Genomic DNA, 13,800 nt, shown 5'->3' on the forward strand with positions numbered 1-13,800 from the left:
AGTGTGCCGCCGCTTCGGTCGGACGCGACCCCAGGCCGATCGCGAGCCAGCAACGCGCCTTCGGCATAAGCCGCTGTTTGCCTACAGCTTCACGCCTTTCCCCAACACCACATTCAGCGCGTTGCGCGCATCGTCCAATTGCACCAGCGTCGCGTGATGGGCGCCGAGGGCGTCGCGGTTTTCGATGGCGGTGAGGATGGCCTTGTGTCGTGGCAGCGCCAGTTCATGCAAGTTCGGGCGTTTGTTGGAGTGTTTCAACGCTTCGCGCAACGCCAGCGACAGCATGTTACACAGGTGCGCGAGCAGATCGTTGTGGGTGGCGTCGGCGATGCGGCTGTGAAAATCCAGGTCCGGCTGCAGCACGTCTTCCACCGTAGGCGCGGCGGCCATGCGTTCGTAAGCCTCGCCGATGCTGGCGAGCTCATCCGGCGTAGCGTGTTGTGCGGCAAGGGCCGCGGCGGCGGGTTCGATGATGCTGCGCACGCTGGTCAGCAGCGCGAAGAATTCATTCTGCGGCGAGCTCTGCATCAGCCAGTGCAGCACGTCCGGGTCGAGCATGTGCCACTCGCGACGGGGCTTCACCACGGTGCCCACGCGTGGCCGCGAATACACCAGACCCTTGGCCACCAACACCCGGGTTGCCTCCCGGAGCACCGGTCGGCTGACCGCATATTCTTCACAGAGCAGCGCTTCGGCGGGGAGTTTGTCGTCAGGCTTGAAACGGCCCGAAACGATCTGCATGCCGATGTCCTGGACAATGCGCGAATGCATGCTTTTGCGGTCGGAGGGCTTACGGTAATCCATGGGGCGCGGGGCGATCCTGAGCGATGAATGCGGCGCATCATAGCATTGGCAGGAAGGAGGGCGCGGGTGCGAAAGTCAGGTAGTTTCACGGACACAGGTGACGGCACGCGTTCTCGCGATCCTGTGGGAGCCGGCTCGCTGGCGAAAGCGGAAGGTCAGGCAATATCTCTGTCACTGATCCATCGCCTTCGCCAGCAAGCCGGCTCCCACAGTTCATCCGATCAATGCGAATGCCGCGGCACTTCGGAGCCGCGCATGCCTACCAGAAAATCGAAATCGCAGCCTTGATCCGCCTGCATCACATGGTCGATGTACAACTGACGATAGCCACCGATCAGCGTGTTTTGCGGCGCTTGCCAGTCAGCCAGGCGCGCGTCGAGTTCTGCCTGGGGAATGTCCAGGTGCAAGCGCCCGGTCGCGCAGTCCAGCTCGATGAAATCGCCTTCCTGCACCACTGCCAGTGGCCCGCCCGCTGCCGCTTCCGGCGCCACGTGCAAGACCACCGTGCCGTACGCCGTGCCGCTCATGCGCGCATCGGAAATCCGCACCATGTCGGTGACGCCTTGGGCCAACAATTTGGCCGGCAGACCCATGTTGCCGACCTCGGCCATGCCCGGATAACCCTTCGGCCCGCAATTTTTCATCACCAGGATGCTGTTGGCATCGACGTCCAGATCGGGATCGTTGATCCGCGCCTTGTACATGTCGAAGTTCTCGAAAACCACTGCACGGCCGCGATGCTTCATCAGCGCAGGCGTGGCGGCAGAGGGCTTGAGTACGGCACCCAATGGCGCGAGATTGCCGCGCAGCACGCAGATCCCGCCGTCGGCCACCAGTGGGTTGTCGATGGCTCGGATGACTTCGTCATCGCCATAGATCGGCGAATGCTTCACGTTTTCCCACAATGACTTGCCGTTCACCGTCAACGCTTCCGGGTTGGGAATCAGGTTGTTCTCGCCCAGACGACGCAGCACCGCAGGCAGGCCGCCCGCGTAATAAAACTCTTCCATCAGAAAGCGCCCGGATGGTTGGAGGTCCACCAGCGTGGGCGTGCCGCGGCCGATGCGCGTCCAGTCGTCCAGTTCCAGATCGACGCCGATGCGACCGGCGATGGCCTTCAGGTGAATCACCGCGTTGGTCGAACCACCAATTGCAGCGTTGACGCGAATGGCGTTCTCGAAGGCCTCCCGAGTGAGAATTTTCGACAGGCGCAGGTCTTCATTGACCATCTGCACCGCGCGCATGCCGGACATGTGCGCCAACACGTAACGGCGTGAGTCAACGGCCGGAATCGCCGCGTTGTGCGGCAGCGAGGTGCCCAGTGCTTCAGCCATGCAGGCCATGGTCGACGCCGTGCCCATGGTGTTGCACGTACCCGCCGAGCGGGACATGCCGGCTTCGGCGGAGAGAAATTCGTCGAGGCTGATCTGGCCCGCCTTATACGACTCGTGCATCTGCCAGACGATGGTTCCGGCGCCGATGTCCTTGCCCTTGTGCTTGCCGTTCAACATCGGCCCGCCGGTGACGACGATCGCCGGCACGTCACAACTCGCTGCGCCCATCAGCAGGGCAGGGGTGGTCTTGTCGCAACCGGTCAGCAGCACCACGCCGTCGATAGGGTTGCCGCGAATCGCCTCCTCCACATCCATGCTCGCCAGGTTGCGCGTGAGCATTGCCGTCGGACGCAGGTTCGATTCGCCATTGGAGAACACCGGGAACTCAACCGGGAAACCACCGGCCTCGATGACGCCCCGTTTGACGTGCTCGGCGATGGTACGAAAGTGGGCGTTGCAGGGGGTGAGTTCAGACCAAGTGTTGCAGATGCCAATGATTGGCTTGCCCTGAAACTGATGGTCGGCAATGCCCTGGTTCTTCATCCAGCTGCGGTACATGAAGCCGTTCTTGTCAGCGGTCCCGAACCATTGGGCCGAACGCAGGGTAGGTTTTTTCTGGGTATTGGACGGGGAATCAGACATAAATCAGCACTCTTATTGTAAGACTTAAAACGTCATGTGCTGATTAAAATAGGCCTAAAAACCCCTGAGTGGAAGTGTTGTAACGCTAAATAGTAATACTATATAGTCAGCGTCATCCGAGGGACGACCCTGCCTGCCGCGTACTCAACCACCTGGCACACACGAAGGCAGAGGCGATCTCCGTTGCTTCCATAACAAAAACAATCGTGGAGACCGCATACATGAGCCAGGAACTCAGGCTTATCCGTCGCATCACCTTGAAACTCATCCCGTTTCTGATCCTCCTGTACCTGATCGCCTATGTGGACCGCTCCGCCGTGGGCTTCGCCAAACTGCACATGGGTGCCGACGTTGGTATCGGTGATGCGGCGTATGGTCTGGGTGCCGGGCTGTTCTTCATCGGCTACTTCCTGCTGGAAATCCCCAGCAACCTCATGCTCGAACGCTTCGGCGCTCGGCGCTGGTTCGCGCGGATCATGATCACGTGGGGCGTGATCACCATGGGCATGGCGTTCATTCAGGGCCCGACCAGCTTCTACGTGATGCGTTTTCTCCTCGGCGCGGCAGAAGCGGGTTTCTTCCCCGGCGTTCTCTACTACATCACCCAATGGTTCCCGGTGCGCCATCGCGGCAAGATCCTCGGCCTGTTCATCCTCTCGCAACCTATCGCCATGATGATCACTGGCCCGATTTCCGGCGGCCTGCTGGGCATGGAAGGCGTGGGCGGTCTACACGGCTGGCAATGGCTGTTCCTGTGCATCGGTGCTCCGGCGATCCTGCTGACCTGGCCGGTGCTGCGCTGGTTGCCGGACGGACCGAAAGACGTGAAGTGGATGGACCCGGTCGAAAAAGAATGGTTGACCGGCGAGCTGAAAAAAGACCTCGAAGCCTACGGCCAGACTCGCCACGGCAATCCGCTGCACGCGCTCAAGGACAAACGGGTCCTGCTCCTGGCGCTGTTCTATCTGCCCGTGACGTTGAGCATTTACGGTTTGGGACTGTGGTTGCCTACGTTGATCAAACAATTCGGTGGCAGCGATTTGGTCACCGGGTTCGTGTCGGCCGTCCCGTATATTTTCGGCATCGTCGGTTTGCTCATCGTCCCGCGCAGTTCGGACCGTTTGAATGACCGCTACGGCCACCTGGCGGTTCTGTATGTGATCGGTGCGATCGGTCTGTTCCTGAGCGCCTTCCTCAGCGTGCCGGTGCTGCAATTGGCCGCGCTGTGTCTGGTGGCGTTCTCCCTGTTTTCCTGCACCGCGGTGTTCTGGACCTTGCCCGGCCGTTTCTTCGCCGGAGCCAGCGCGGCAGCCGGTATTGCGTTGATCAACTCGGTGGGCAACCTCGGCGGCTACATCGGTCCGTTCGTCATTGGCTGGTTGAAAGAACTCACCGGCAATCTCGCCAGCGGTCTGTACTTTCTCTCGGGGGTGATGATTGTCGGCTTGATTCTGACCGGCGTGGTGTATCGCGTGCTCGAACGCAAACATGTGTTGCCGACGTCCGAGTTTGCGGCCAGCGCCCGCGGTTCTCGTTAATGACGCGCTTGTATTTCTGACGTACGCCGCACCTGTAGGCGTGTGGCTTGTCCCGCGATCGACTGCGAAGCGCTCGCAAAGTCTGCGACCTCGGTGGACCCGAAACACCGCATGCATTGGTGTTACGACGACTGCGTCGTCGATCGCGGGACAAGCCACGCTCCTACAAGGGGCGGCTGCGCTCAACGTAAAGGAGAAACTCATGCATTTGGTTCAATTCGAATTGGGTAACGGTCAGCGTCGAGTCGGTCTGGTGGACGGCGGCCTGGTGCGGGAAGTGCAGGGTGCGACCAGCACCCGTGAACTCGCGCTGGCGGCCATTGACAAGCACATTTCCCTTGCCGAACAGGTCGACAGCCACGGCCTCGGCGACAGCCACGACTACTCGCAACTGCGCGCCGATCTGCGCATTCTGCCGCCGCTGGATCATCCGGACCCCGCGCACTTGCTGGTTAGCGGCACTGGCCTCACGCATCTGGGCAGCGCCTCGGCGCGGGACAAAATGCACCAGCATGGCAATGACGAAGCGGCCATGACCGACACCATGCGCATCTTCAAATGGGGCATCGAAGGTGGCAAACCCGATGCTGGTCAGGCGGGGGTGCAACCAGAGTGGTTCTACAAGGGCGACGGCAGCATCGTCATCCGCCCAGGCGAAGCGTTTCCGCAGCCGCCGTTCTCCGAGGACGCGGGCGAGGAGCCCGAATTGAGCGGTCTCTACGTAATCGGCAACGACGGCAAGCCATACCGACTCGGGTTTGCCATCGGCAACGAATTCTCCGACCACGTCATGGAGCGCAAGAATTACCTGTACCTCGCCCATTCGAAACTGCGCGCCTGTTCGTTCGGCCCCGAGCTGCGCGTCGGCGATTTGCCGCAGCACCTGTCAGGCACCAGCCGTATCCTGCGCGACGGCCAGGTGTTGTGGGAGAAGGAGTTCCTGAGCGGCGAGGCCAACATGTGCCATAGCCTGGAAAACCTCGAATACCACCACTTCAAATACCGTCAGTTTCTGCGTCCGGGAGACGTGCACGTGCACTTCTTCGGCACCGCGACCCTGTCCTTCGCCGATGGCATCGAGACCCAACCGGGCGACCATTTCGAGATCAGCCAACGCGAATTTGGCGCGCCATTGATCAACGGCATTGCGCCGACGGACGCAGTGTTTCAGCCGGGTGGCATCAAGCAGCTCTAAAGAACAACGCAATGTCGCTTCTGCCCGAAGGACGTGGGAGCCGGCTTGCTGGCGAATGCGGTTTACCCGTCACCCCTGTGGTGTCTGAAAGGACGCCTTCGCCAGCAAGCCGGCTCCCACAGGAATGCGGTTTACCTGACAGACCCGATTAACAGGACCCGACTCATGCCCCAGATTCTCGGCCACAACTTCATCGGCGGTAGCCGCAGCGCCGCCGGCGCCATCGTCGTCCACAGCGTCGATGCCAGCACGGGCGAAAACCTGCCCTACGACTTCTATCAGGCCACGGTCGAAGAAGTCGACGCCGCCGCCAACGCCGCTGCGTCCGCCTATCCCGTTTATCGCACCCTGAGCGCAGAGCGGCGGGCGCAATTTCTCGATGCCATCGCCGAGGAAATCGACGCACTGGACGACGACTTCATCGCCACCGTTTGCTGCGAAACGGCGCTGCCGACCGCGCGCATTCAAGGCGAACGTGGACGAGTGACAGGCCAGATGCGTCTGTTTGCCAAGGTCCTGCGCCGCGGCGATTTCTACGGCGCGCGCATCGACCTGCCGCGGCCGGAGCGCAAACCCGCGCCGCGTCCGGACCTGCGTCAGTATCGCATCGGCGTCGGCCCGGTGGGCGTGTTCGGCGCCAGCAATTTTCCGCTGGCCTTCTCCACGGCGGGCGGCGACACCGCCTCCGCGCTGGCTGCCGGTTGCCCGGTGGTGTTCAAGGCCCACAGCGGCCACATGGCCACCGCCGAACTCGTTGCCGAAGCCATCCTGCGCGCTGCCGACAAGACCGACATGCCCAAGGGTGTGTTCAACATGATCTATGGCGGCGGAGTCGGCGAGTGGCTGGTCAAGCACCCGGCGATTCAGGCTGTCGGCTTCACTGGCTCCCTCAAAGGGGGGCGCGCGCTGTGCAACATGGCAGCCGCACGCCCGCAACCGATCCCGGTGTTCGCCGAAATGTCGAGCATCAATCCGGTGATTGTGCTGCCCCAAGCGTTGGGCCTGCGCGGCGAACGCATCGCCTCGGAATTGGCCGCCTCTATCGTTCAGGGTTGCGGCCAATTCTGCACCAACCCGGGCTTGATCATCGGTCTGAGCTCGCCGACGTTCACTGAGTTTCAGAAACGTCTAGCGGGGCAAATCAACGATCAGCCGCCCCAGACCATGCTCAATATCGGCACGCTGGGCAGCTACGGCCGTGGCCTGAAAGCCCTGCACGCCCACGCCGGCATCACTCACCTGGCGGGCAGTGAGCAACAGGGCGATCAAGCTCATCCGCAGCTGTTCAAGGCGGACGTCAGCCTGTTGCTCGACGGCGATGAGCTGCTGCAAGAAGAGGTGTTCGGGCCGACGTCAATCGTGGTCGAAGTCGCTGATCAGTCGCAGCTCGACCAGGCCCTGCGCAGCCTTCACGGCCAACTCACCGCCACCCTGCTAGTGGACGGCGACGACCTTCAGCGCTTCAGCGAACTGACGGCGTTGCTGGAACAGAAAGTCGGACGGATTCTTATCAATGGCTATCCGACCGGCGTGGAAGTGGTGGACTCGATGGTCCATGGCGGGCCGTACCCCGCGACGTCCGATGCACGCGGCACTTCGGTCGGCACCCTGGCGATCGATCGCTACCTGCGCCCGGTGTGCTTCCAGAACTACCCCGACAGCGCCTTGCCCGACGCTCTGAAAAACGCCAATCCGCTGGGCATTCAGCGCTTGGTGGATGGAGTGGCCACGACCTCCGCCATCACCGCATAACCCCTGTAGGCCTGCGCATGCTCGCGCTGCGTCAGATCACACGCTGCTGTGGTGCCAGTAAAAATGGCATCGCGAGCAAGCTCACGCCTACAGGGCCTGTGCAGGACCGAGTGCCTGTTCAGGCGCAGCACTCTGTAGGAGCGCGCTTGCTCGCGCTGCGTCAGATCACACGCTGCTGTGGTGCCAGTAAAAATGGCATCGCGTGCATGCTCACGCCCACAGGGTCTGTGCAGGACCGAGTGCCTGTTCAGGCGCAGCACTCTGTAGGAGTGAGCTTGCTCGCGATGACGGTATGTCTGCGAAGTCTTTGGTGGCGGGTACATGCAGTCGTTCAGATACGGCCCGGACCCAGCACCCTTCTGGAACAGAATTGTGCAACGCAGGATCAACGCAACACACCCGACACCCTATAAAAACAAACGAGGTGCGCCCCATGACCGCTAACGCTATCCCGCTGGACCAACTCGACACTGACGCGCTGGAGGACAGTATTTATCGCAAAGTCAGTTGGCGCATCGTGCCGCTGTTCATCTGCTGCTTTCTGTTCGCCTATCTGGACCGGGTCAATATCAGCTTCGCCAAGCTACAGATGGCCAGCGACCTCGGGTTCAGCGAAACTGTCTACGGCTTGGGGGCGAGTCTGTTTTTCGTTGGCTATTTCCTGTTTGAAGTCCCCAGTAACGTGCTGCTGCATAAAATCGGCGCGCGCATCTGGATTGCCCGGATCATGGTGTCCTGGGGCATCGCCTCGGCCTGCATGATGTTCGTGCAGACCGAATTCTGGTTCTACACCCTGCGTTTTCTGATTGGCGTAATGGAAGCCGGCTTCGTCCCTGGCGTGCTGTATTTCTTTACCCAGTGGTACCCCGGCACGCGACGGGCACGGGTCAATTCCTACTTCAAAAGCTCCATTTGCTTATGCGGCATTGTCGGCGGTCCGATTGCAGGACTGATCCTCGGCCACTTCGACGGCGTCATGGGGCTGGCCGGCTGGCGCTGGCTCTTCCTGCTGGAAGGCATTCCGTCAGTGATCCTCGGCGGCGTGGTGTTCTGGCTGGTCAAGGATCGCATCGAAGATGCGCCCTGGCTGACTGCGCAGGAGAAAGACGTTGTCTTGTCGCGCATGGCCAAAGAGCCTAAGCCTGCGGTGTCGCAGAAGGTCAAGGACATCTGGAAACACCCGACCACCTATGTCATGTCGGCGATCTACCTGTGCCTGGTCATGGCCCTGACCGGTCTGCTGTTCTGGATGCCCCAGCTGATCAAAAGCGCGGGCGTGCTGGACACGATGAACATCGGATGGCTAACGGTCATCCCGTACGTCGTGGCGGTTGTCGGCAATTTGCTGATCGGCGCCAGCTCGGACCGTCATCGCGAACGTCGTTGGCACATGGCTGGCTGCGCGACCCTGACCGCTGTGGGCTATCTGGTCTGCGCGCTGTTTCCCGGTCAACTGCTGCCGCTGATGATCGGCATGAGCCTGATCATGACCGGCATCATCGCCTGGATGCCGATCTTCTGGACCCTTCCGCCGCGCTTCCTGAGCGGCATTGCGGCCGCGGCGGGGATCGCCCTCATCAACTCCATTGGCCAGCTGGGCGGCGTTATTGCGCCATTCATGGTCGGCCGGATCAAAGACCTCACCGGCACCGCCACGCCGGCCTTGTTCGCACTGTTTGCCGTGAGCGTGCTGGCCATCGCGCTGATCGTCTGGGGCATTCCGGCGCGGTATTACACCAAGGACGCAGCGCAGGACTGATTGCCCGGTCGACCTTAGAGGCGGCGTTTGCTCCCGGACGTCGCCTTTTGGCCTATCATTCGCGCTTTAATCCGATGCGAACGCTGCCATGACCACCACACCGCAAACCCTTCGTGCCGCTCTGCAATCAGCCCTCACGTCCCACGCCATGCTCGAAATCGACGGCCTGCACGCTTTTGAATTCACGCTCGATGAAATGCTGCAGATCGAAAGCATGGATGGCCGCGAGCGCAAGGTCTGGCGCTTTTCCCTTGCTCAGGTCGACGCCGCCGAATTCGACGCCGCCCTGCAAAGCTGGGTGATCAACGACGGCAACGCCGACCACCGCATGTTGGTGCTCGAAGCGTTCGCGGCCAGCGATGACGATGAAGAAGACGTCGAGTAAACGTCCCCCCAGCAGAAGCACGCTTGCCCGCGCTGGGGAGTAGACCTGTGCCGGTAAATTTATCTGACCCGACGCATTCGCGGGCAAGCGCGCTCCTACCGTGATCAGCGGCCTGCCATAAAGCAACTACCCCCATCGAACCGCTGTCATAGAGCTGATTCTCGCGTAAACCACGCGCCAATAACGCCAACAAGAGATCAGCCCAAATGACACCCAGAATCCTGCCCTGGCTGGCCCTCGCCAGCAGCCTCACCGTTTTTTCCGCTCAGGCCAAATCCGTGACCGACTATGACGTGCTGGTCGGGGCCTACACCGCCGGTGCCAGTGAAGGCATCTATCGTTACGGCTTCAACACCCAGACCGGTCAATTCGAAGCCAAGCCTCGGCAGGTGATCACCAGCGAAAACCCTTCTTGGCTGACCCTTTCCAAAAACCAGCGTCACCTGTTCGCCGTGAACGAAAACGGCCCCGGCCAGACCGACGTGGTCGGCAAGGTCAGCAGTTTCGCCATCGACCCGAAGACCCACGCGGTGTCATTCATCAATCAGATCGACAGCAAAGGCGACGAGCCGACTCACTCCAACCTCAGCGCCGATGGCCGCTTCCTGTTCGTTGCCAATTACGCCGTGCACCCTGATCCGGGCGGCTCCCTTGCGGTCGTTCCGGTCGGCAAAGACGGCACGTTGTCCCCCGTGGTGCAGACCGCTACCCATGCCGCCAGCAAGGTCAACCCCGAGCGTCAGGCTTCATCCCACGTTCACTCGGCGGTGCCGTCCCCTGATGGCAAATACCTGATCGCGATGGACCTGGGCGCCGACAAAATCTTCGTCTTCAACTACGACGGTAAGCAGACCCAACCACTGAAACCTGCCAAAACCCCTTCCGTCGATCTGCCACCCGGCAGCGGCCCGCGTCACTTGCTGTTCAGCAAAGACGGCAAACACGCTTGGCTGACCCTCGAAATGAGCGGGCAGGTCGCGGCGTTCGATTATCACGACGGCGTCTTCAAACGTACCCAACTGGTTGACCTTGCCAACAAGGACGGCCAGCAATACCGCGCCGCTGGCGGCCTGCACACATCGCCGGACGGCAAGTTTCTTTACGTAGCCAACCGGGGCGACGCCAATGAATTGTTGGTCTTCTCCGTCAACGCCGGTAATGGCCAGCTCAAGGAGGTGCAACGTCGGTCCGTGGAAGGCAAAGAACCCCGCGAGTTCGCCTTCGATCCCAGCGGCCACTTCGTGTTGATCGCCAACCAGAAAAGCAACCAGATCGTCACCGTGCGTGTCGACCCGAAAACCGGTGTTCTGGGTGACACCGTCCAGAAAGTTGACTTCGATTCCCCCTCTGATTTTCGCTTTCTAACTCATTGACCTTGCGCAAGTGACACCTTGACGCACCCTCCAGCCCTTTGAAATCAAGGGCTGGGGCTATCTATTAATTGAATTGATAAGGGCTAGTGGCAGAAAAGATTTTTTCTGAAAGGTCCTCGGGCGTAACTTTCATTCCACGGCCACGACGGTCAAGACTTGAAACGAAACATCAACACCGAGGTACCTATCATGAACTTCAATCTCTTCTCCATCATCGCCGCGTCTGCCATCTCCGCCACCGTTGCATTGCCAGCCAGTGCCAGTGCCGAAGTGGCAGAAAAAAAGATCAGCGCCACCCAGAGCTACACCCCGAAATACCTGCAACAAAGCGCCAACTTCTATGCGGCTCTGGATCATAAGACCCAGCAATGAATAGAAAACATGCAGTGAATCCATTCCCCGTTAACGAAACGAATGTTCAATAACGGGGAATGGATTTTTAACAAGCCACGCGCTATTGCTTCTAAAGCTCCGAACATCAAAGAACGCTTTCGCGAGCAACTTCGCCGTTACCAGGTTGAGGCGACCCACTGACCATCGCGTGTCAGACCCTGCTTCAAATGCCGGCGAGCTTGTTCGCGAAAGCGTTTAATTCCCTCCCTTGTTCCCCGTCTGCTGGATAAGCGATGGGGATTTTTTTATGCGTGAGCGTTATCAGAAGTCCAGTGCATAACTGATTCCTACGGTTCGGCCCTGTGCGTACGAAAAAGGCGCGCGTGCGGTGGCCTGGCTGAACAGTGCGTGGTACTGACGATTGTTCACGTTATAGATGCCGCCCTCCATACGTCCCACGGACAGTCGTCTCGAGCCCAGAAGATCAAACAATGTGTAGCCCTTGATAGGACGACCATTATTGTCTTTGGCCGCGGCATCGTAGCTGGCGAGATGTAATGCCTGGAGACGGATGGAGTAACTATCGGGTGCATATTCGGCAAAAACGGTGGTTTTGGCCGGCGACACGCGCGTTGCAGGCAGGTCGATCCATTTGCCGGCCTGGCGTGTTTCCCCTTTTACCCAAGAATAGGTCCCTCCCGCGCTCCAGACGTCACTCAGGCGATAGGCCACATCGGTTTCGAATCCTCGCGCCCGTTCTTTCTGGTTGATCAGCCGCAGCACGCGGTCTTGTGCGTCGTAGAACTGGGTCACGTCAGAAGTGTTTTCATAAACCGCTATCTGGCCCTGCCAGTTATTCCCATTCACCCGCCAACCCAGTTCATGGCTGTCGACCTTCAACGCTTGGGCATTGAGCTGACTAATGTCATAGGTGCTGCTGACGTCGCGCAAATAACGCTGAATGTCGGGCAATGAAAAGCCTTGGCTGAAGTTGGCAAAGATCTCATGGGTCTCGCTCAAACGGTAAACAGCGCCCAAGTTGTAGAGCGTGGCATCGTACTTAAGCGTTTCACCCGGCAAGGGCGACCAGCGCCCGGTCCGAACGATCTCGCCATAGGCGATGCTGTCACTGACCTCGCTTTCGATCCACGCTCGGCGCGTGCCTCCTCGCACGGTCCAGTCGCCCAGATCGAAGGACACTTGGCCGAACAGCGCCTTGGTGGTGGTTTCGAGATCGGGCCCCAGTTCAAAAGTGGTGCCGGTCTTGCGGTAGGTCAGACCCTCGACGTTGTACTGGTCACCCCGCTGTCGGGACCGTTCGTGATCGTAGTCAGCGCCCCACACCAGATTGCCGGTAGCGTTGCCGATGGAGGGCAGGGGAGTTTGAATAGCGGCACGCAAACCGTACACATTCTGCACGCTGTTGTTGTTGGAAACGCCAGCCTTGCCACGGCGCAGGTCAGGGAAGAACAGGGCATCGGCGCGCCGCCAGTAGCTTTCCAGCTGCAGACTCTGTTCGAAAAAGTCGCTATCGCTGTAGTCCAGATTGATCGCTTGATTGCGCGTATGAGGTTGATCTCCCAGGATCAGCGCTCTGATCGCCACGGCCTCGTCCCGGGTTTTTGGGTCCTTGCTATAACGGCTTTTTTGTTGGTCCTTATAGTCCTGCAGCGACAGCCTCAACGCGCGTTCGGCATCCAGCTCATAGCCAAATCTGGCCTGCAGATCATAGGTTTCGGTGTCCATATTGCTGCCCTGCGACGTGTCCTGCGCAATGCGCTTGCCGTTGCCGTCGAACTGATCGTTGCGCTGCGTCAGTGCAGCCGAGAGATACCCGTCCCACGGGCCGGTACGGGCTGTCACGCTCTGAAAGGCCTCGTAGGCAAAACCCTGAGACTGCATGTTATTGGCTGCGCTGATACCCACCTTGCTGCGCAATCCGAGCGTCTCGCCCTGATTGCGTTTGGTAATGATGTTGATGATCCCGCCCGACGCCCCTGCACCGTAGATGCTGCTGGCGCCAGAGATCACCTCGATTCGTTCGATGCTTTCGGGAGAAATGCTGTTCAGTTGCCGGAAATTGTCCCGCGTCGCGTTTTGCGACACCCCATCGATCAGTAACAGCAGGCTGCGACCCCGTAATGTTTGACCGAAATTGCTCATGCCTCCAGTGCCTGGCGCAAGCCCTGGCACCAATTGCCCGACGATGTCCGACACCCGACGCCCGGCAATGCTCTGCTTGCGAATCTGTGCAGCATCGATGACCTGTATGGACCCTGGAATCGACGCGATGCTTTCCCGGGTCCGCGTCGCGGAAACCACGACGTCGGAAAGATTCAAGGTGCCCGATGGCTCGGTGTTTTCGTTTTGCTCGGCAGCCGCAGGCAGGGTCACAGAGCCAAATAAAGGCAGCAGAAAGGTGAGTCGGGGTTTTGTCATTGTTGGGTTTGTCCAGGTGTTGAAGAATAAGAAGAGCAGATACCAACGGTGTGGGTGGCGCGAATGGCTCGGACCACCAAGGCGGCGATCACGTAGGTCGATGCAACGAGCCAGAAGCTGTTGGGCAGGCCTATGAAGCTCATGCCTATGCCGCCGATGAGCACACCTGCAAGAGCGCCGGCCTTGGCAGCGCTGTTTCCCAGGCCCAAGGCAAAGCCATGGCGTGGTTGTGGCAGGACGTCATCT

10 protein-coding genes and 1 pseudogene are annotated in these 13,800 nt (G+C 60.0%); 7 read left to right on the forward strand and 4 right to left on the reverse strand.

What is annotated here, in order from left to right; genetic code table 11:
• Positions 1-81: 81 nt before the first annotated feature.
• Together B3N48_RS06900 and B3N48_RS06905 are read right to left on the reverse strand one after the other, a co-directional pair.
• The gene (locus B3N48_RS06900) at positions 82-804 is read right to left on the reverse strand and encodes a FadR/GntR family transcriptional regulator (protein WP_296181097.1); all 723 of its coding nucleotides are present in this window, start codon (positions 802-804) and stop codon (positions 82-84) included.
• Between the two features lie 221 nt (positions 805-1,025).
• Positions 1,026-2,780, reverse strand: coding sequence for an IlvD/Edd family dehydratase (locus B3N48_RS06905; RefSeq protein WP_296181101.1), 1,755 nt, complete (start codon positions 2,778-2,780; stop codon positions 1,026-1,028).
• Positions 2,781-3,001: 221 nt separating this feature from the next.
• Here B3N48_RS06905 and B3N48_RS06910 point away from each other — a divergent pair, with 221 nt between their 5' ends.
• From B3N48_RS06910 to B3N48_RS06940, 7 genes are all read left to right on the forward strand, one after another.
• Complete coding sequence (locus B3N48_RS06910; protein ID WP_296181104.1) at positions 3,002-4,318, forward strand: MFS transporter; 1,317 nt, start codon at positions 3,002-3,004, stop codon at positions 4,316-4,318.
• Between the two features lie 202 nt (positions 4,319-4,520).
• Positions 4,521-5,513 carry an AraD1 family protein gene (araD1, locus tag B3N48_RS06915; RefSeq protein ID WP_296181107.1) on the forward strand — a complete coding sequence of 331 codons (993 nt, stop codon included), beginning with the start codon at positions 4,521-4,523 and terminating at the stop codon, positions 5,511-5,513.
• 165 nt (positions 5,514-5,678) lie between these two features.
• Positions 5,679-7,265 carry an aldehyde dehydrogenase (NADP(+)) gene (locus tag B3N48_RS06920; protein WP_296181109.1) on the forward strand — a complete coding sequence of 529 codons (1,587 nt, stop codon included), beginning with the start codon at positions 5,679-5,681 and terminating at the stop codon, positions 7,263-7,265.
• A gap of 433 nt (positions 7,266-7,698) precedes the next feature.
• Entirely contained in the window at positions 7,699-9,024 is a 1,326-nt protein-coding gene (locus B3N48_RS06925) for an MFS transporter (protein WP_296181112.1), read from the forward strand.
• An 88-nt stretch (positions 9,025-9,112) separates the two neighbouring features.
• A complete protein-coding gene (locus B3N48_RS06930; RefSeq protein WP_296181114.1) occupies positions 9,113-9,409 on the forward strand; it encodes a DUF5629 family protein in 297 nt (98 codons plus the stop codon).
• Between the two features lie 206 nt (positions 9,410-9,615).
• On the forward strand, positions 9,616-10,782 hold the full coding sequence (locus B3N48_RS06935) for a lactonase family protein (RefSeq protein WP_296181116.1): 1,167 nt from the start codon (positions 9,616-9,618) through the stop codon (positions 10,780-10,782).
• Between the two features lie 189 nt (positions 10,783-10,971).
• Positions 10,972-11,154: a hypothetical protein gene (locus tag B3N48_RS06940; RefSeq protein WP_296181118.1), complete on the forward strand. Its 183-nt coding sequence runs from the start codon at positions 10,972-10,974 to the stop codon at positions 11,152-11,154.
• Positions 11,155-11,436: 282 nt separating this feature from the next.
• Here the strand turns inward: B3N48_RS06940 and B3N48_RS06945 are convergent, their stop codons facing one another.
• Both B3N48_RS06945 and B3N48_RS06950 read right to left on the reverse strand, forming a co-directional pair.
• On the reverse strand, positions 11,437-13,554 hold the full coding sequence (locus B3N48_RS06945) for a TonB-dependent receptor (RefSeq protein WP_296181120.1): 2,118 nt from the start codon (positions 13,552-13,554) through the stop codon (positions 11,437-11,439).
• Positions 13,551-13,775: pseudogene (locus tag B3N48_RS06950) on the reverse strand (hypothetical protein); the annotation flags it as partial. The pseudogene B3N48_RS06950 and the gene B3N48_RS06945, both read right to left, overlap by 4 nt.
• Positions 13,776-13,800: the final 25 nt, after the last annotated feature.

Source organism: Pseudomonas sp. UBA1879 (genome assembly GCF_002338065.1).
In the GTDB taxonomy this organism is placed as follows: Bacteria; Pseudomonadota; Gammaproteobacteria; order Pseudomonadales; family Pseudomonadaceae; genus Aquipseudomonas.